At 47.2% G+C, this 16,550-nt stretch carries 22 protein-coding genes, 2 tRNA genes and 1 pseudogene; 15 read left to right on the top strand and 10 right to left on the bottom strand.

Going from position 1 to position 16,550, the window contains the following annotated elements; genetic code table 11:
- Positions 1-100: 100 nt before the first annotated feature.
- Together ACFYU8_RS08920 and ACFYU8_RS08915 are read right to left on the bottom strand one after the other, a co-directional pair.
- On the bottom strand, positions 101-2,512 hold the full coding sequence (locus tag ACFYU8_RS08920; RefSeq protein ID WP_390297165.1) for a UvrD-helicase domain-containing protein: 2,412 nt from the start codon (positions 2,510-2,512) through the stop codon (positions 101-103).
- 71 nt (positions 2,513-2,583) lie between these two features.
- The gene (locus tag ACFYU8_RS08915) at positions 2,584-3,948 is read right to left on the bottom strand and encodes a hemolysin family protein (protein ID WP_390293887.1); all 1,365 of its coding nucleotides are present in this window, start codon (positions 3,946-3,948) and stop codon (positions 2,584-2,586) included.
- 285 nt (positions 3,949-4,233) lie between these two features.
- Between ACFYU8_RS08915 and ACFYU8_RS08910 the strand changes: the two genes are divergently transcribed.
- Both ACFYU8_RS08910 and ACFYU8_RS08905 read left to right on the top strand, forming a co-directional pair.
- A complete protein-coding gene (locus ACFYU8_RS08910; RefSeq protein WP_390293889.1) occupies positions 4,234-4,905 on the top strand; it encodes a YitT family protein in 672 nt (223 codons plus the stop codon).
- 9 nt (positions 4,906-4,914) lie between these two features.
- A complete protein-coding gene (locus tag ACFYU8_RS08905) occupies positions 4,915-5,817 on the top strand; it encodes an MBL fold metallo-hydrolase (RefSeq protein WP_390293891.1) in 903 nt (300 codons plus the stop codon).
- On the opposite strand, the gene ACFYU8_RS08900 is transcribed toward ACFYU8_RS08905, so the two are convergent.
- The gene (locus ACFYU8_RS08900; RefSeq protein WP_390293893.1) at positions 5,814-6,176 is read right to left on the bottom strand and encodes a hypothetical protein; all 363 of its coding nucleotides are present in this window, start codon (positions 6,174-6,176) and stop codon (positions 5,814-5,816) included. The two genes, ACFYU8_RS08905 and ACFYU8_RS08900, sit on opposite strands and share 4 nt — an antisense overlap.
- 106 nt (positions 6,177-6,282) lie before the next feature.
- On the opposite strand from ACFYU8_RS08900, the gene ACFYU8_RS08895 reads away from it, so the two are divergent.
- Positions 6,283-7,128, top strand: coding sequence for a PHP domain-containing protein (locus ACFYU8_RS08895; protein WP_390293895.1), 846 nt, complete (start codon positions 6,283-6,285; stop codon positions 7,126-7,128).
- A 61-nt stretch (positions 7,129-7,189) separates the two neighbouring features.
- On the opposite strand, the gene ACFYU8_RS08890 is transcribed toward ACFYU8_RS08895, so the two are convergent.
- Positions 7,190-7,612 (bottom strand): DUF3995 domain-containing protein, encoded by a 423-nt coding sequence (locus ACFYU8_RS08890; RefSeq protein ID WP_390293897.1) that lies wholly within the window; start codon positions 7,610-7,612, stop codon positions 7,190-7,192.
- A gap of 105 nt (positions 7,613-7,717) precedes the next feature.
- Positions 7,718-8,233, bottom strand: a complete 516-nt coding sequence (locus ACFYU8_RS08885) for a TetR/AcrR family transcriptional regulator (protein ID WP_390293899.1) — start codon at positions 8,231-8,233, stop codon at positions 7,718-7,720.
- Between the two features lie 114 nt (positions 8,234-8,347).
- Between ACFYU8_RS08885 and ACFYU8_RS08880 the strand changes: the two genes are divergently transcribed.
- Positions 8,348-8,566 carry an imine reductase family protein gene (locus tag ACFYU8_RS08880; RefSeq protein ID WP_390297168.1) on the top strand — a complete coding sequence of 73 codons (219 nt, stop codon included), beginning with the start codon at positions 8,348-8,350 and terminating at the stop codon, positions 8,564-8,566.
- Between the two features lie 185 nt (positions 8,567-8,751).
- Here ACFYU8_RS08880 and ACFYU8_RS08875 read toward each other — a convergent pair whose 3' ends face one another.
- Positions 8,752-9,207 carry a GNAT family N-acetyltransferase gene (locus ACFYU8_RS08875; protein ID WP_390293901.1) on the bottom strand — a complete coding sequence of 152 codons (456 nt, stop codon included), beginning with the start codon at positions 9,205-9,207 and terminating at the stop codon, positions 8,752-8,754.
- 78 nt (positions 9,208-9,285) lie between these two features.
- Entirely contained in the window at positions 9,286-9,795 is a 510-nt protein-coding gene (locus tag ACFYU8_RS08870) for a YjcG family protein (protein ID WP_327949680.1), read from the bottom strand.
- Positions 9,796-9,940: 145 nt separating this feature from the next.
- Here ACFYU8_RS08870 and ACFYU8_RS08865 point away from each other — a divergent pair, with 145 nt between their 5' ends.
- Positions 9,941-10,099: a hypothetical protein gene (locus tag ACFYU8_RS08865; RefSeq protein ID WP_017250308.1), complete on the top strand. Its 159-nt coding sequence runs from the start codon at positions 9,941-9,943 to the stop codon at positions 10,097-10,099.
- Between the two features lie 2 nt (positions 10,100-10,101).
- Here ACFYU8_RS08865 and ACFYU8_RS08860 read toward each other — a convergent pair whose 3' ends face one another.
- Positions 10,102-10,806 carry an alpha/beta hydrolase gene (locus tag ACFYU8_RS08860; protein ID WP_390293903.1) on the bottom strand — a complete coding sequence of 235 codons (705 nt, stop codon included), beginning with the start codon at positions 10,804-10,806 and terminating at the stop codon, positions 10,102-10,104.
- A gap of 177 nt (positions 10,807-10,983) precedes the next feature.
- On the opposite strand from ACFYU8_RS08860, the gene ACFYU8_RS08855 reads away from it, so the two are divergent.
- The 3 genes from ACFYU8_RS08855 to ACFYU8_RS08845 all read left to right on the top strand — a co-directional run bounded on the left by ACFYU8_RS08855 (position 10,984) and on the right by ACFYU8_RS08845 (position 12,179).
- Positions 10,984-11,577 carry a phosphatidylglycerophosphatase A family protein gene (locus tag ACFYU8_RS08855; protein WP_390293905.1) on the top strand — a complete coding sequence of 198 codons (594 nt, stop codon included), beginning with the start codon at positions 10,984-10,986 and terminating at the stop codon, positions 11,575-11,577.
- 423 nt (positions 11,578-12,000) lie between these two features.
- Positions 12,001-12,077, top strand: a tRNA-Ile gene (locus ACFYU8_RS08850).
- Between the two features lie 26 nt (positions 12,078-12,103).
- A tRNA-Val gene (locus ACFYU8_RS08845) sits at positions 12,104-12,179 on the top strand.
- Between the two features lie 227 nt (positions 12,180-12,406).
- Here ACFYU8_RS08845 and ACFYU8_RS08840 read toward each other — a convergent pair.
- The gene (locus tag ACFYU8_RS08840) at positions 12,407-12,781 is read right to left on the bottom strand and encodes a site-specific integrase (RefSeq protein ID WP_390293907.1); all 375 of its coding nucleotides are present in this window, start codon (positions 12,779-12,781) and stop codon (positions 12,407-12,409) included.
- Here ACFYU8_RS08840 and ACFYU8_RS08835 point away from each other — a divergent pair.
- The 4 genes and pseudogenes from ACFYU8_RS08835 to ACFYU8_RS08820 all read left to right on the top strand — a co-directional run.
- Positions 12,754-12,882 (top strand): annotated as a pseudogene (locus ACFYU8_RS08835) (site-specific integrase); the annotation flags it as partial. The gene ACFYU8_RS08840 and the pseudogene ACFYU8_RS08835 sit on opposite strands and share 28 nt — an antisense overlap.
- Before the next feature lie 373 nt (positions 12,883-13,255).
- Complete coding sequence (locus tag ACFYU8_RS08830) at positions 13,256-13,651, top strand: hypothetical protein (protein ID WP_390293909.1); 396 nt, start codon at positions 13,256-13,258, stop codon at positions 13,649-13,651.
- A gap of 500 nt (positions 13,652-14,151) precedes the next feature.
- The gene (locus ACFYU8_RS08825; RefSeq protein WP_390293911.1) at positions 14,152-14,487 is read left to right on the top strand and encodes a hypothetical protein; all 336 of its coding nucleotides are present in this window, start codon (positions 14,152-14,154) and stop codon (positions 14,485-14,487) included.
- Positions 14,402-14,698 carry a BC1872 family protein gene (locus tag ACFYU8_RS08820; protein WP_391365647.1) on the top strand — a complete coding sequence of 99 codons (297 nt, stop codon included), beginning with the start codon at positions 14,402-14,404 and terminating at the stop codon, positions 14,696-14,698. The genes ACFYU8_RS08825 and ACFYU8_RS08820 overlap by 86 nt, the downstream gene beginning before the upstream one ends.
- Before the next feature lie 100 nt (positions 14,699-14,798).
- Here ACFYU8_RS08820 and ACFYU8_RS08815 read toward each other — a convergent pair whose 3' ends face one another.
- Complete coding sequence (locus ACFYU8_RS08815) at positions 14,799-14,948, bottom strand: hypothetical protein (RefSeq protein WP_390293915.1); 150 nt, start codon at positions 14,946-14,948, stop codon at positions 14,799-14,801.
- 605 nt (positions 14,949-15,553) lie between these two features.
- Here ACFYU8_RS08815 and ACFYU8_RS08810 point away from each other — a divergent pair.
- From ACFYU8_RS08810 to ACFYU8_RS08800, 3 genes are all read left to right on the top strand, one after another.
- Positions 15,554-15,778 (top strand): hypothetical protein, encoded by a 225-nt coding sequence (locus ACFYU8_RS08810; protein ID WP_391365645.1) that lies wholly within the window; start codon positions 15,554-15,556, stop codon positions 15,776-15,778.
- A gap of 252 nt (positions 15,779-16,030) precedes the next feature.
- Positions 16,031-16,174, top strand: a complete 144-nt coding sequence (locus tag ACFYU8_RS08805) for a hypothetical protein (protein WP_390293919.1) — start codon at positions 16,031-16,033, stop codon at positions 16,172-16,174.
- Positions 16,158-16,535 carry a YopX family protein gene (locus tag ACFYU8_RS08800; RefSeq protein ID WP_390293921.1) on the top strand — a complete coding sequence of 126 codons (378 nt, stop codon included), beginning with the start codon at positions 16,158-16,160 and terminating at the stop codon, positions 16,533-16,535. Before ACFYU8_RS08805 ends, ACFYU8_RS08800 begins: the two co-directional genes overlap by 17 nt.
- Positions 16,536-16,550: the final 15 nt, after the last annotated feature.

Genomic DNA, 16,550 nt, shown 5'->3' with positions numbered 1-16,550 from the left:
ACTATACCCAAAATGCGTGAAAGGGGGCCTGTTTTTTATGTTTCCACTGATTACGAACATGGAAGAATTTTTGATTTATATGGGCGGTGGTTTTCAGTACTTACCTGCCCATCTCGGCAATGAAGCGGGAGGTGCGGGTCTTTCGTCCGAATCGCTCTCGGGGGATACCGATACACAAGCTGTGACGGGCCCGGGTAATCGCGACGTATAAAAGACGGCGTTCTTCTTCAAGCGCACCGGAGCCGCCTTTTCGCAGCTCATCCAATGTGTACTCATGAGGAAGGGCACCTTCTACCAGATCGGGCAAGAAGACGTGGTCGTATTCGAGACCTTTTGCCCGATGGATGCTTAAAATATGAACAGCTTCGTCCGGGAGTGGTCGCATCGTGCGCCACTCTTTTTCTTGTCGCGCCATTTGATCGATATAAGCCAAAAAATCATTGATCGTCGCGTGGCGCTTGGAAGCTGCCAGTATTTGCTGCAGCTCATCGCTCCAACGTTCCCGGCCATCTTCCCGGTCTTTCGCGCGTTTTTTTAGATAGTCGCGCAGTTTGCCATCCTCATAGATGAGCTCCAGTGCCTGGGCAGGTGGAACATCCTTGCACGCAGTGAGAATCTCGTTGATTTGCTGCATGTGCTTGCGCTGATACGGTTTGAGCTGTGTCAGATGCGGAAGAACGTGCAGAATCGGCTTGTCCTCGATGATGGCTTGGCTACGCAAGGCATTCCACATTTCGGCCGAGATGTAGAGGGTCGACAATATTTCTTTAAGCGCATCGGTGTCATCCGGGTTTAATGCGAGCCGCAAATAATTCAGCGTCCAGCGAACCGTCTGGCGTTGGTAAAAGGAATCCTCCTCTTGGGTGTAGTGAAAAGGAATCCCTGCTTCGCTCAGGCGCTCCAAAATGGGGCGTGCAGATTCATTGGTGCGGTACAAGATCGCGCATTCACCCAAAATGGCCCCTTGCTCGCGACGGTGGCTAATTTCATCGACGATCCGGGAAGCCTGTTCTTCTTCGTCTTCCGGCTCGAATAAATATGTGTCGCCTTCCTCGCGATGAAAAGACCGACATTCCTTTGCCCAACGCTCCCGGTTGTGACCGATTAGCGAGTAGCCAAGACTGACAATCGAGGAGTGGGAACGGTAGTTGACCTCGAGTGTAAACGTTGACGCTTGCGGAAAGTCTTTGGTGAAGCCCAAGATGTACTGCGGATCACTGCCGCGAAAGCCGTAAATGGACTGGTCGTCATCCCCGATGACACACAAGTTGTTTTGTGGAGCGGCTAGCAGCTTGACCGTCTCATACTGAATGCGATTGATATCCTGAAACTCATCGACCATCACATAGGTAATACGGTCCTGATAACGGCGCAGAAGCCCTGGATCATCACGTAGCATTTCGTAGCAGCCAATGAGCATGTCGTCAAAGTCAAACCAATGATGCTTTTTCTTCGTGGCCTCATACAGTGGATAAAGCTGAATCGCCCGTTTTTCTGCATCGTTACTTGCTTCCCGATACGCAACCTCATGGGGGAGGATGTATTCGTTTTTCCAACGGCTGACGATGCCGAGTGCTTCCGCGATCTCTGTTTCCTTTAACGCGGCAAGGTCGTCATGACCAAGCAGTGCCCCGGTCTCGCGCATCAAGCGCCATTTTTGCCAATCCTTTTTCAAGAGGCGCTGCTGATCCCAGCGATCTGGCTGGTGATGCATGAGCATTCGGTAAAAGATGCTATGGAACGTGCCGGCAATCAGCTCACGTGCTTGTCCAGCGGGTAGCTGCCGGGCAATGCGCTGACGGATTTCATCGGCGGCTTTGGTCGTAAAGGTCACGACCATGATTTGATTCGGCTTTACGCCCAACTCTGAGATCAAGTGAGTCGTGCGTGCAGTCATGACGCGCGTCTTGCCACTTCCGGCTCCGGCAAGGATGAGAAAAGGCCCCTCGGTAGCGTGCACCGCTTGCTGTTGTCCCGGGTGTAGCGGTTGATCACGCATTTGCTCAGCCATATGAGAGATAGTCTTCTTCGGCATCAAGCGTTTGCGGAAAACCGGTGGCTTCGGAGCTGGCGGGGGAGGCGTCGTGCTCGTGCCAATCGTTCTTTTTTTTGGAAGGCGAAAGGAGCCGATGGACGTTGTATTTTCGTCGTCTAAGGATGCCTCAATGTGCTCTTTGGTTGAGAAAGCGAGTGGTTCCTTGGTGTTATCCTCGCTGTGATCCTTTTCGACCGTAGTAGCCAAGACAGCTTGAAAGGCAGTTGCAGCCGTTTCATCTATTGCTTGCAACGAATCGAGAGGAGCAGGACCATTTTCCGTCAGAAGCGGGCATTCTGCTCCTTCGGGATGGAAGAAGTGCGGTTCAAAGCTGATGCCAGCATGAAGACGAAGCGCCGATGCACAGACTGGACAGCGTACCTTGTCCTGTCGGGCAGCCATTCGCCAAAACGGTATGCGGTTGTAGTTCTCTGGTAGCAACAGGATGGGTTTGTTGTCTAGTAAAGCGTAGTTCATCATGACACCTCGGAAATAAGAAGTGCCCCCTGTCGGCAGGGGACACTTGCCATTATGGTTGTTGGATTCGATTAGGAGTGCAGCGACACGATGTCCTCAGGAAGAGCGGACAAATCTTCCGCTCCCAGATACGTGATGCTCACCCGTGTTATGCGATGGTTTTCCAGTTCACTGATGGCAAAAAGATAGCCTTGGAACGTGACGGTTTTGCCCTTCGCCACCTCTTCATTTAACTGGCTGTAGACCCATCCGGCAATGGTGTCGACTTCGTCAGAAACGACTTCAATCGATATGTAATCATTCAGTTCTGTCAAGAGAGTTTTGCCGGAAACCGAGAGCGTATTGCTGGAGCTTTCTTCAATTTCAGGGCGCTCATTTTCATCGAACTCATCCTGAATATCACCGACGATTTCCTCCAAAATGTCCTCCATCGTTAACAACCCTGCTGTACCTCCGTATTCGTCAATGACGATGGCGAGCTGGGAACGGCGTTTTTGCATTAAGCGCAAGACGTGGCTAATTTCCATTGACTCCGGCACCGTCAATAATGGGCGGAGAAAATCATGTAATTCTGCCTTCCCTGTCGTCAACGCAGAGAGGTAAAAATCTGAGGTATGCACAAAGCCAATCAGCCTGTCCTTATCCTCATGGGCGACGGGAAAACGTGAATGGCGAGACTCTCTCATGATCTCGAGGTTTTCGTCAAACGTGTTGTCATCGTAGAGGCAAATCATATCAATCCGTGGAATCATGATTTCCCGGGCAAGACGTTCGGAGAACACGAAGACATTGTCGACGAGAGCCATCTCAGTCTGGTCTATATGACCAACTTTATGACTCTGGTTCATTAGAAGGCGGATTTCTTCTTCCGTATGAGCGGATTCGTTTTCGGTGGCAGGCTGGATTCCAAGGCGTCTGATCAGTAAATTGGCTGCTCCGTTTAAAAACCAGATGAGTGGATAGCTCAGCTTGTAAAAAAACATGAGCGGTGCGGCAGTCCATAGGGAAGTGGCCTCCGCTTTTTGGATCGCCAAAGACTTGGGCGCAAGCTCTCCGAAAACGATGTGTAGAAATGTGATGATAGCAAAGGCGATCGTAAGTGAAATCGGACCGACCAAATAAGACGGGAAATGAAAAAATGCCATGACGGGCGCGACGTAATGGGCGACGGCAGGTTCACCGACCCAGCCTAACCCGAGCGAAGCCAGTGTAATCCCGAGCTGGCAGGCGGACAGATAGGCGTCGAGTTCTCGGGTGACTTTTTGCGCGTAGCGGGCCCTTTTGTTATTGCCTTCACTGACGAGCTGGGTCAGACGAGTTTGGCGAACTTTTACCAACGAGAATTCTGCTGCGACGAAGAAGCCGTTCAGAAGAACCAAAAATATCACGAGCAGCAGATTCAGCGTAATCTCCCCTATCGGACTCTCCAAGCACACCTCCGCCTCCCGCAGTGCGAAAGGTGGAGAATTCACCTCCGATACGATAATGGTATTTTACATGTACGACCAAAAACGGATAAATATTCGATCTAAAGCCTGCAGCTGATACACCATTTATGAGCCATGCTACAGGTTTTCTTGTTACTCGTAAGTATACCAATAGGTCAGCCGAACAGTCAAAACGTTCCGATTTGAACGAGCGCATTCTGACGCAATGCTTGGACATACCTGCTTCGTTCCGATCATAAACATAAACGAGCATGGTCCAAGGAGGGGAGCGACGTGTACTGGCTGCAAAAAAGTGTAGCGATTCTTACAGGAAGCGTGCTTCTAGGTGTAGGAGTCAATCTGTTTTTGGTTCCGCACCGCCTGATGGACGGGGGTATGATCGGGATCGGTTTGTTGGCGACGTATTACATGCAGATGCCGCCGGGTCTCGTGATGATTTTGGTTAGTATCCCTGTGTATGTCATCGTCTTTTATTATGATCGCAGATTGTTTTTTCACAGCTTTCACGGCATGCTGATCTCTGCTTTTTTTATCGACATTCTCTCGGATATGCGGGGTTGGAATATGTGGTCAACATCCATTTCCGCAGTTACTGGAGGCGTGTTAATTGGAATGGGGATCGGCTTGATGCTTGCCTACGAGACGAATACGGGAGGCACAGACCTGCTCGCGCAATTTCTCGCCAGACGATACAAGCTGCGCGTTGCTATGCTGATTTTTCTCATCGATGGGGTGATCGTACTATGCTCCATTCAGACGATCGGGATGGAAAGAATGATTTTTTCTTTGCTGACAATCGTCGCAGTTGCGGCGACTACGCATATGTTCAGTGGACTCGGACGACCTTTGCCACCGTATACGATCATTGGCCCGCTTATTTCGCGCCGGAACGGGGAAGGGGAAGACGATATTTTGGAGAAAATAAATAGGAAAAGGATGAAATGAGGGACTTCTTTGTCTGGACAAGCATTTCAGATGATAACGGAGCGTGTCGGCTATTTTCCCGGTCATGTTAACATAGGCCTCGTCATTGGTGAGCGTGGGGCGATCCTGATTGATTCTGGTCTGGATACCCAAAACGCCAAAAAAATCAAAAAAGGACTGGACGCTATCGCCCAGCCCTTGTGTGCAATCATTCAAACACACTCTCATGCCGACCATTTCGGTGGCAACGCCTACTTGCTCGGATGCTGGCCCGAAGCAAAGGTCTATGCGCCACCGCTGGAAGAGGCGATCATTCGGAACCCCATACTTGAACCCATTTACTTGAATATGGGTGCAGCACCGCTTGAGGATCTCAACAACAAGTTTTTGCTGGCGCAGCCTTCTCGGGTGGACCACCTCCTTCCACTGGATGAAGGAATCGAGATAGATGGCGTACTATTCTTTATCCTTTCTCTGCCGGGGCATAGCTGGCAACAGGTTGGCGTCGTCTGTGACGAGATTTGCTTCGCTGCCGACAGTTATTTAGGCGAAGAGGTTTTGGAAAAGCACAAGCTGCCGTTTCTTGTGGATGCCCATGAGACCCTACTCAGTCTTCATAAATTGCTTGCAACCAACTACAAGGGATACTTGCCTGGACACGGAGCATATACCACCACCTCTCAAGATGCCGTGAACAAAAATATTGCTTGGCATGAGCGGATTATCTCGGTGATCGAAGCCATTTTAGTAGAGGAGAGAACACCAGAAGAAGCATTCACTCTCCTATGTGAGCGTTTACACATTTTCATAGAGAATGCTTCGAGCTACGTCCTGTTTCGGACGGCCTTTATGGGGTACCTGGTCGGGCTTCAGAAAACAAAGAGGGTGGCTTACCGGTTTGAACGTAATCGGTGGTTGTGGAGAATCGTTTAGGTTGGAGCGGAGGGAGCAGAAAGGTAATCGGCGATTTCTGCTAGCTTATGCTCGGCAGCTTCGCGGACGGCCTTGGGAATGAAAAAAACTTCTTCGGATGAGGTGTTCATGTAGAACTTTGCTTCCAAATACGGATGACCCAGTTTGACATTCAGTTCCCCTTTTCCGGTTGTCGTGGTGGTGTAGTTTGTAGGGATGCGCAAAAAATACGCGCTGCTGCTAGCGGAATCGTACATGACGACATCGTACGTAGGCATACTGTCCCCGCCTGATCGATGAAAGCCTTGTTGCCGCAGCATTTTGTCAACATAGGAGAGGGGCTGAACAACACCAGTAAGGGTCTTGTTTTTTAACCGCATGGACATCCTCCTCGGTTCAACCATTGAGAAATTGAGCTTAGTCTCATACTATGTACGGCAATATCATTTCAGACTTGTAGAAAAAGAAAAGAAGGAGTGGAAGAGGATGCAACTTATGGCAGATTTGCATACACATACAAAAGCGTCAGACGGCACCTGCGAGCCAGCGGAAAACGTACGTTTGGCCAAGGAGGCCGGACTTGCTGCACTGGCAATCACGGATCACGACACGGTAGCAGGGATTCCAGAAGCAATCGAGGCTGCTCGCGCACTCGGCGTGGAAATCATTCCGGGAGTCGAAGTGAGCTCCGTAGGGAAGGGGCAGGATATTCACGTTCTGGGCTACTTTGTCCCGTATGATAACCCAGCTTTTGAAGAGCGTCTATTCCGTTTGCGAGAGAAAAGGCATGAGCGTAACCAACTGCTGATAGCACGGCTGCAGGAGCTCGGTATCGACATTTCATTGGAAAAAGTATACCGCCGCAAGCAGGGCACGGATAAAAATATCGGGCGACCGCATATTGCTGAAGAACTGATGGAGCTGGGCATCGTTTCTACGATTGCAGAGGCCTTCGATAAGTACTTGGGCAAAGGGGGAGCGGCTTATGTCAATCCTCCACGCATTACTCCACAGGAAGCAATCACGCTGATCAAAGAGGCAGGCGGAGTGGCGGTGCTCGCTCATCCGGGGCTGTATGACGATGATGAGCTCGTGCAGGAGTTGATCGTATTCGGATTGGACGGGATTGAAGTCAATCACCCGGATAACGATGAGGTACAAAAAATGCGGTACAGCAAGTGGGCAGCACAATACGGACTTGTTGAAACGGGCGGTTCTGATTTTCATGGCTGGCGTGGAGAGGAGCCGTTTCATGCGATGCTCGGCTCTTATACCGCAACGATGGATGCAGTTGAACAGCTACGTGCGATTGCGGCAAAGCGGAAGGCGTAATTCATTTATACGTAAAGTAAGCGACCCTCTTCTCTTTTATGGGAAGAGGGTTTTTGTGAACTTAAAACAATGCCAGCAGAAATGATATTCCTAACCACAAGCATAGAGGGCTAAACAATACCGTATCTTGACGGGCAAACCTCGTATTTTTCACTTTTTTAAAAAAGCCAATGTAGTTGAAGTCTCCCACTGCTCGTAGGATAAACACAGCTGCACAGAGCATGCATCCCCATCGAATCAAAGAAGGGGCTATTATGGGCGAGAGATAACCGCTCTGGACGAGCAAAATGTAAAAGGCACAAAATAGCAAGCAGGCAACAGCGATCGTACCGCTTCTCCGAGGTGAAAATGTCCGACGTGTATGATCGGCTGTTGTGGGAATGACGGAATCCGTGCCCCATTTTCCTCCGAAGGCCCAATAAACATGTAGCAAGGATACGATGGCTAAGAAGACAGCAGATGAGATGGAGAAAACATGCGTCATGGGAAAACCTCCCTACTGATTCGTCAGGATATTTAAAAAGATACGCATCGGTATGTTTTGGGTGAAAAAATTCCTGCGCAGGTAGTTTGTCAGGCAGGAGGGGTATCAACTCCAGGTCATAAAATGATGCAAGGGCGCGGACATATCAAAAGGCCCTTCTAGTTCTCTTCGCACGAGCCATCCAATATAGAAGAGGTACGCAAGCTGTGCACGTGCCTTTGCATCAGCGGGAGCCAATCCTTTTTTCTCATACAATGAGGCGACGAAGCCGATTCTGCGTTTCTCGATTTCCACGAGTCGTTTGGAAAGAGCAGGATGTTGTTTCGCCCAGTTGTATATAGCGGCTTCGATTTTTCGCTCACTGCTAAAAACGCTCGACAACAGCTGTTCCAACGACATGGTGTCCGAGTGTGGCGCCCGAATGATCCGCTCCGTCGCATGCTCCTCCCAATAATCGATCATAGAGTCCAGTAGCGTTTGACGATCTTGAAAGTGATGATAAAAGCTCCCCTTGCTGATCTTCAGTTTTCTGGACAGAGGTTCCACACGGACTGCGTCAATGCCTGCTTCAGCCAACATATCGAGCCCTGCCCGAATCCAATCTTCACGTACGTATTGCATGGTTCACCTCAAAAGATACGGTATCGTATGTTTCTGATTCCATGTTATTCCACCGGATGTGATGTGTCAAGAAGCACTCCTTGTTCATGTCTACTGTGATCTGGTACCGCAAACATAACGGCGACGGAGTTCCTCCCATATGCAACCAACTGGATGAATCACTTGGTTGCCCCTCTACTGTCATACCCTGTTGCGGCACGTGCACGTGATGAAGGAAACTTCACGACTGATGTGTCCAATATGAATACGAACAAGTTAGGGCTTGAACACATCATCCATGCCAGCAAGGAGCAGGGAATCTCCGTTGATTGGTTATTGCCAGTGCACGAATAGGCGGTGAAAAAAGTAGCAGAGGGCTACGGTGCTGATTCTTTTGAGCGCGTGATTGAGGCAATTCGAAAACCGCTGGTGATTTAATTTTTTTGTTGAAATGAAAAACACCCTCGCTTCGCATGATGATCATAGCGAAAACGAGGGTGTTTTTCCGACTGAGGGAATAGGGCTGCACGCAGCTTTTTTTATTCGCGAATGGATTTAACCATCGCAATATGCTCGATACCCGCATCGTCAAATAAGTCGCCAAATGCTTGATAACCGAGCTTTTCATAAAATCGTTGGGCTTGCGTCTGCGCGTTCAGCTTCAGGCTATCATACCCGTGTTGTTTGGCCAGCTCTTCTATCGCGAGCATGATTTGGCGGCCCAGTCCGGTACCGCGTTCTGTTTTGGCAACCGCTACCCGTTCAATTTTTCCCACGCCAGGTGCGTAGGTACGGAGACGGCTTGCCCCCACTGGCTTTCCTTCGCGGTAGGTTACAAAATGAATCGTACCGCTATTCAATGTATCATGCTCATCTATTTCCAGGTCTTCTGGTACTTCCTGTTCCTCGATGAAAACGACTCGGCGTACGGACAGGGCATCCGCCAATTCTTGTTCAGTGGTTGCTTTTTGGATCTGGTAGGTTTGCAGGTTCATTGGTATTCGTCCTTTGTTAGAAAATATCCCTCCCTACGATAGATACGCAGGGAGGGTTGGTGATTGAGGTAAGGGTTTTTATTTTTTGAGGAGGAAGGTCTGGTAAACGCTCCAGATACCATCCTCGAGCTGATAAACCAAGTGGAAGCGATCAATTTCGCTGTTCAAATCGATTTTTGCCATGCTCAGTTGGCCGGTTACATCCCGCAGCTCATCGTCGGACAGGTCGCGCCCGATGGTCAGATGCGGTACGTATGCATAGGTTTCTTTTTCATTCACACACTGATTGGCAATCTTTTGATGCAGCTCGTTAAATGGTTCTTTGTTTTGCACAGCCAAATAGATCACGTTGGTGGTAGGGTGGAAAGAAGATACCCGATGGAACTGAGCCGAAAAGCTGTCGGTAGAGGAGGCAACCTGCTCTAGATGGCCCACCAGTTCAGGCAGCTTGGCTTCGTCCAGCTCAAAGGCTTCCTTCAAACGGATATACGGAGGAACCAAAGCATAGCCTGGGTCATAACGTTTCCGGTAAGAGTTGGCTACTTCTTGCACCTTGCTAGATGGGAATATTACGATACTGTACATCATCAGAACCACTCCTCCTTACTATCTATCATGCTCTACAAGATCTTATTTTAACAGAAAATTCTTCATTTGTGTAATGTTAAGCGTGGGTCTGTATATTCCTTGTGCCAAAGGAAAGACTGTGTAGTGCAAGGAGGTGCCGCACTGCATGTATACGGCAATGATGATCACATTCATTTTTCTCGTTCTGCTTCTATTGTCTGTGCTGACCTTCACCATCTTGACTGCGATACGAAAAGGAGAATTCGAAGAGGCACTCGTATCGACTATCAAGGATGAAGGTCCACAAGAAGAACAGCCACGGTAAGTTTACCCGTAAAGCGTCTTTAGCATACGCGGTAGATTACGCTGCCAGTGGCCCCACGTATGGTCACCCTCAAACGTTTCATAAACGAGGGTGGCTTTTTTCGTGCTTAAAATCTCGCGCAACTCTTCATTGGCCGCAAGAAGATTCAATGTACCGCGGCCCGTGCTTACGGCCGCTTCCTCCGTCCCGATTTCCAAATAGAAGGTTTGCGGTACGGAAAAGTCAGCATCAGCTACCAGACTATTTAACTTGTTGTCCATGGCACTCGACTGGCAGGCAACTTGTCCAAACGTATGTGGATAGGCCAGCGCAGTGAACAGAGAGACGACTCCGCCCAAAGATTCGCCAAGGAGTGTTCGTGCGTTCCCCAAAGGATGGGTGGAGTAATGTGTATCGACATAGCTCACGACTTCATCGGCGAGAAAGCGACGGTAGGCCATATGCTCCTTGCCATCCGGATGATAACGGTCGTGCCGTTTGTTTTTCTCGACAGGGAGAAAGATCGCGATGATATCAGGCAATTCTTTATCGCGATTCAATTGATCCAGCAAAGAAGCCATCCTGCCCATCGCCAAGTAATCTTCTCCATCCTGTACGTAGAGAACTGGATACGAGTAGAGTGGCGAGTAGCGTTGGGGTGTGTAGACAATCAGCTTTTCCGGCGTCCCCAAATGCCGGCTTTCCAAGATGATTTCCTCAAGGGCCACTGCGGTGTCCTCCTTATTAGGATATTCTGTTCATTATTATACAGGAGCGAGCGGGCATGCCCAAGAGTTTGGGTGCAACGGTCAGGCTGTGGGCGAAAGATTGTCGCAATTTGGTCAGCTTGTGATACTATGGTAGGAAACGACTTCACTCGATTTGTGGAAGGGGTTGTCTCTTAGATGAAGAAGCAAGTACACAGCATCGAAGTCAGAAACGCTGCTCTCGCACGTTTGGCAGAACGCGGAGTGACGTTGGATGATATCGCAGAGATCGTGTATCTCATGCAGTCACCATACCATCCAGATCTCAAGATGGCGCAGTGCATCGAGAGCGTAAAAGCGGTCTTGGAAAAAAGAGAAATGCAGCACGCCATCCTGGTTGGCGTTGAGTTGGATACGTTAGCAGAGAAAGGCCTCTTGTCTGAGCCGCTCCAATCCATCATCGCATCAGATGAAGGACTGTTTGGATGCGACGAAACATTGGCGCTAGGTTCCGTATTTGGATATGGAAGTATCGCGGTGACTACCTTTGGACATTTGGATAAGCACAAGGTCGGGGTGATTAAAAGGCTGGATACCAAGTCGGGAGAGGGTCGTGTGCATACATTCTTAGACGACCTTGTTGCGAGTGTGGCAGCTAATGCGTCTAGCCGGATGGCACATCGGATGAGAGATGAGCAGGAGGCAGAGTTGGCACGAAGTGAGGCGTTGAAGCTACAGGAAGCCGAGTTGCGTGTCGAGGAGAAAGGGAAAGAGAAAGAGCAGGCGGGGTAGGTTAGGTTTGGGATGAGAGAGTTTGTTTCGATCGTTACCTAATTATCTTGTTTGTTTTAACCTATATGGGGTCGTCTTAAACGGCAGGAGCCAATTCTTCACCGATGTAGTTCATATACTTGATGCAGTCATGGATGATGGGATGCGATCATGCCAGCATGTATGCTATTCCCAAGGTTTTTGTAGGGGAATGTGGACAGCAGCGGTGGGGAATGGCTTTTTTGTTGGGAGTTTAGCATCGACACATAGCTGAAATGAGATGGTCTAGACTTTTTACAAGGTAAAAACAAGCCTGATTTCACTGGGTTTCTTAGTATTCTTTTGGTATGAGTGAAAATTTTTACAAGAAATTGTTCATTTCCTCTTGAAATCCATTTTATGATGCTGTATAGTAATAAATGTGATCGACGTCCGATACGATTCGGGCCCTTAGCTCAGTTGGTCAGAGCGGTCGGCTCATAACCGATTGGTCGTAGGTTCGAGTCCTACAGGGCCCACCATTTAAACGATCACACACATATCCCATGATCCGGTAGCTCAGTTGGGAGAGCACCATCTTGACAGGGTGGGGGTCGCTGGTTCGAACCCAGTCCGGATCACCATAATTCAAACGCTAGAACCCCTTGGTAGACAAGGGGTTTTTCTTATTTTGCAAAATGAAGTTAGATATGGTTTTGGTGCGAAATAGCGTAGTTGGCGCGAATTTGGAGCGAATGATGTTCTACTTTGCTTCTTTGTTTTGAAAGAACACTTTTCCGAATGCATCTGCTGTATCCTTCTGTATGTTAGGTAGAACGTGTGCGTAACGGTCAATCATCTTGATATCAGATCATCCCATACGTTCGGCAACAATTTTAGGATTAACATTTGCTTTGAGGAGCATCGTAACGTGAGTGTGGCGTAGATCGTGGAAACGAATCTTTTTCACGTCTGCTTTTTCAATTAAGCGATAAAAGGTACGCATTAGATTTCTTGGAGTAAGTAGTGTTCCAATTCTTTCCGCCTTGCTTCTCTTCGCGAGCTTAGGAAGTTCTTTGATCGTCTCCGCATCGATAGCTACAGTTCTATTACCTGAATCGGTTTTTGCACCAACCTGCATTTCTTTTCCATCATGGCTAAGAGTCTGTGTAATAGAGAGAACCCCAGTGTCTAAATTGACATCTTTCCATCTTAATCTACCAGCGAACAAAGGACATAGCGACACTCCAGATGATTTTCAATCACTCACACCCGTCGATCACGCTGCGCTATATCGGTATAACTCAAGATTTGATTGATGATGCAGTAAGTGGCTTTAGTTTGTAGTTACAAACTCTCAATTTTGTTAAATGGTCAGAGCTGATATCTAATAGGATGTGAGCAGATAAATAGAAAAACGACCATCCCTCAGCCACATTAGGGCTTTTGAGACAGTCGCTGTGGAATTAATTATGACCCCACGGGCAGAAGCATCCGTTCATTGTCTCAATGCACCAAGGAGGCATGCAAGTGGAATATGGTTGCTTTGATCCTAACGCTTGAAGAAATCGCTTCAGCATAGTTATTCACCTCCAAAAAAGTTAATTATTACCAATAATTAAAGCTTAACATATACAGAAAAATATATAAATACTAATTTTCTGAATATTTTCGGACTGTGATTTAACAAAATGCTCAGGGAGATAAGGAGGAACGTGGTATGAGTGAGTACAGAATTGATTTTGGCGGTGGACCCGTAGCAAATTGGTGGGAGCTGAAGGTTGAAATAGAAAAGCAGAACAGTCCTTTCGGTGAATACTTTTACGTTTATTGCGAAGACAATCCGGAAGATGCGTACATTTTTCTTTGCGACTCTGGATTGACCAGCTGGCTTGAACAAAAATACCACGATTGGGGTTACTGGGAATGCAAAGACCTTGATAGCTGCATGAATGATATCAAGGTGTGGCAGTTGATACCGAAGAGCAAAGTTGATCGCTACCCGAGCTTGTACCGGAATGCCAAACCAACAAGCATTGTGGCTGATGATGAACGACATTACCGGACAGCAAGAGGAATTAACCCAGAATTCACGATTACCATATCGCTAAGTTGATCGCTTTACAAACTGTGTAAGGAGGAAAATTACTTTCGTCTTCGAGATTTATCGTTAAAACAGAAGGCTAGTATTTGAGGAACAAGCCATAAGACAGCGGAAATAATTACGAGTCCATTGACGCTAAATGGCTTAAAGAAATATTGATAATCAAGTAGTTTAGCTGAAGCTAGCCAATAGCTCCAAATAGTTGAAAGTAGATTTGAGACTAGTAAGGTGAATAAGGAACGTTGGAGAAACGCAAGAATTGTGACAAAGGAAAGTACGAGAAAATAACCGTAGATGGTCTTAGTCTGCCAGTCCATAAGCATCCCCAGATATGTAAATGGAACTAGCGATATGGTTAAAAATAGGATGGTTTTTCTCATAAAAACTCACCTCATTCACCATTTACAAGTATTAAATGCTATTTAATAAAAACAAGAAAGTACCAACATTTATTGGTACCGTTCCGTTGTCAGTTGATCAAATTAACATATTAGTTAGGGAGGCAAATAGCCATGACAGTATACAAGATAAAAGGTCAATCAGGAACTGTTGAACAGGTCATTACCTTGCCAGCGGAAACGCCCGAGCAAGCGTTGGAAGATGCGAAGAAATACTTCCCAGAGCGAATGCATGTCAACTGTCTGTCAGCTCGGATGATTCAGAGTATCGGAAATTGCTTCGTAAAAACGGCTATCCAGAACGAGTGTTGGACAAGCTCAGCGACGATGAGTGCGAAGGCGAATGCGAGGCGGTGGGGATTGTATGACCGAGCAGCAGATCGTTCTAACTTTGGCAACGAAGGTGATGGGGTGGAAACGGTACGGGAAAACAGAATTTTGGCATGGTGAAAATGGAAACTTGTTTGATTCTTCTCTTTGGAACCCACTCCAAAACATTGCCGATGCTTGGATGATTGTTGATAGATTCAAGCACGATTCAGATGCATACATCAGGTTTACGTTCGAATCTCATGTATCACCACTCATATGCGCGATCGATTCAGGAGTCATTTGTGAAGTAGCCAAAAAGACGATTGAAGCGATTGAGGCACGTGCTTAACACATCGGTAATTGAGGAGAATGGGCTCAATTACCTACTTAAGACAAAACAATAACCCACTGTCGCCAGTGAGTTTATATTTTAAAAACTTATAATTTTTTTAGCAATAGCCGTTGTAGGAAAAAGTTGGGCATTGCCAAAAAGTTGGGCATCCACTAGTACAACCATACTCAGAAAGTGGAAAGCCATCTTGTACTTGATTTGCGAATTTAACCTGTACATCTAAATCAAACAAATCTTGTTTTTGCATTGTTAGTACCTCCTGATAATGTGGTTTTATTTACAATATATGGTAACTAATAAACGGTTTTTAGTAAAGTACATTAATAGATATTTAGTTTTGTAGAGAGTAAGGATGGTGAAGCTGTTACTTCCAAATGGGTAACACAACACACGATTTGATAAATAAAAAAGACACTCCTTGAATAATTAAGGAGTGTCCATGAAGTCCAAGATTAATGTTGGGACTATACTTGGGCAATCTGTTTTAAGACAATGATCGCTCTATTTAGAGGATGGTCACATTATTGGGGGGCCAGGGCAACAATAACCGCAGCCATCATCCCAGCAACAGGGGAAACAACGTCTAGCTCGCTCTTGATATTGCCCAGATGATTCATATGGTTGATAACTCACCAATTGACCTTTTACTTTCTTGAATTTCGTAGAACCAGATTTCTTCTTTTTCATGAGGTACTTCCTCCTTTATAACGATCTAAGATAACTTATTAACGAAATTTACCTCTTGACTGGACGAGTGCTTGCAAGTGTCAAAAATGGACGTAAAAACTGCAGGCGCAGTGGGGGAGGATGTTCTTTACAAAACATTACGTTTGTACCCAGGGAGGGGAAGAGGTGGCAGCAGATCGATTAATTGTAACGGTTAAATCTGAATTCCGACTCTTTCGTCAACCACACAAGGTCGGAGACGTAATTCGCGTGAGAGAAATAGACCTTCTGGTTATCGGGATTGAGCGCTTTAACCTCTGGGGCGCTACACTAACAATTTGGTACACATGCCAAGACTTATCCCAAGCAGATTTCATCTCCAAGAAAAATGCTTATAAACAGCCGCGCTAATCAGTGTTTGAAGTAATCCTAAAGCATGACAGTGACCTTATAAAGTCCGTTGTGCTAGGTGTCACTCAATGGCACAAGGGACAGTTATACAAGCTGGTCGAGTACACTGATATTTCTCTAGTTGGAACGGACATTAGGATTTGCTGCATAGGCCGTCCAATTCACCCGGTAGATCGGAAAGAGGCCAAGGCGAAGCTGTTCTCAGAGCGGCGGAAGAAGCTGAAATTAGAAATTATGTAGGAGGGGAACGGGATGCAAACAGGACGTGAAGTGAAGTATCAAGCTTGGATTGTACCAACGGGCGAGATGAAAACAGTCACATCACTACGCTTTGATATTAATGGGGAGCTAATCCTGAGCTACTGGAGGTATGCAACTGATGCAAGCAGGACGTGAGATCAAGTTTTGGGCGTGGGATACAGAAACGAAAAAAATGAGCCATGACTTTCTAAATAAAAACTGGCTAAGGGTCTGCATTGAATCTCCATTTGTCGAACTCATGCAATTCACTGGCCTTCGTGACAGTAACGACAAGGAGATTTATAAGGGGAATGTTGTTTTGTGCGACTCTCGATCAAGTGGCAAAGAAAGGCGTGTTGTATGCTACGACCTGCATCAACTTAAATACAAAACGGTCCCTTTAGTTGCGTATCACTCTAATGCCGGGCGCGGTGGTTGGACTGGGTACGAAGTGAAGTATCACAACGAAGTCATCGGCAACATCTACGAGAAACCAGAGCTGCTGGAAGCAATTTAACATAAGAGAAATGCA

It is taken from the genome of Brevibacillus sp. NPDC003359, assembly GCF_042878995.1.
In the GTDB taxonomy this organism is placed as follows: Bacteria; Bacillota; Bacilli; order Brevibacillales; family Brevibacillaceae; genus Brevibacillus.
The sequence above is the reverse complement of the archived record's forward strand: the minus strand, read 5'-3'. Positions and strand labels throughout refer to the sequence as shown.

Coding starts and splice junctions, on each gene's coding strand:
- ACFYU8_RS08920 (WP_390297165.1), bottom strand. CDS start 2,512: ATGAACTACGCTTTACTAGACAACAAACCCATCCTGTTGCTACCAGAG.
- ACFYU8_RS08900 (WP_390293893.1), bottom strand. CDS start 6,176: ATGCGGTTAAAAAACAAGACCCTTACTGGTGTTGTTCAGCCCCTCTCC.
- ACFYU8_RS08895 (WP_390293895.1), top strand. CDS start 6,283: ATGCAACTTATGGCAGATTTGCATACACATACAAAAGCGTCAGACGGC.
- ACFYU8_RS08890 (WP_390293897.1), bottom strand. CDS start 7,612: ATGACGCATGTTTTCTCCATCTCATCTGCTGTCTTCTTAGCCATCGTA.
- ACFYU8_RS08885 (WP_390293899.1), bottom strand. CDS start 8,233: ATGCAATACGTACGTGAAGATTGGATTCGGGCAGGGCTCGATATGTTG.
- ACFYU8_RS08875 (WP_390293901.1), bottom strand. CDS start 9,207: ATGAACCTGCAAACCTACCAGATCCAAAAAGCAACCACTGAACAAGAA.
- ACFYU8_RS08870 (WP_327949680.1), bottom strand. CDS start 9,795: ATGATGTACAGTATCGTAATATTCCCATCTAGCAAGGTGCAAGAAGTA.
- ACFYU8_RS08865 (WP_017250308.1), top strand. CDS start 9,941: ATGTATACGGCAATGATGATCACATTCATTTTTCTCGTTCTGCTTCTA.
- ACFYU8_RS08855 (WP_390293905.1), top strand. CDS start 10,984: ATGAAGAAGCAAGTACACAGCATCGAAGTCAGAAACGCTGCTCTCGCA.
- ACFYU8_RS08830 (WP_390293909.1), top strand. CDS start 13,256: ATGAGTGAGTACAGAATTGATTTTGGCGGTGGACCCGTAGCAAATTGG.
- ACFYU8_RS08825 (WP_390293911.1), top strand. CDS start 14,152: ATGACAGTATACAAGATAAAAGGTCAATCAGGAACTGTTGAACAGGTC.
- ACFYU8_RS08820 (WP_391365647.1), top strand. CDS start 14,402: ATGACCGAGCAGCAGATCGTTCTAACTTTGGCAACGAAGGTGATGGGG.
- ACFYU8_RS08815 (WP_390293915.1), bottom strand. CDS start 14,948: ATGCAAAAACAAGATTTGTTTGATTTAGATGTACAGGTTAAATTCGCA.
- ACFYU8_RS08805 (WP_390293919.1), top strand. CDS start 16,031: ATGCAAACAGGACGTGAAGTGAAGTATCAAGCTTGGATTGTACCAACG.
- ACFYU8_RS08800 (WP_390293921.1), top strand. CDS start 16,158: ATGCAAGCAGGACGTGAGATCAAGTTTTGGGCGTGGGATACAGAAACG.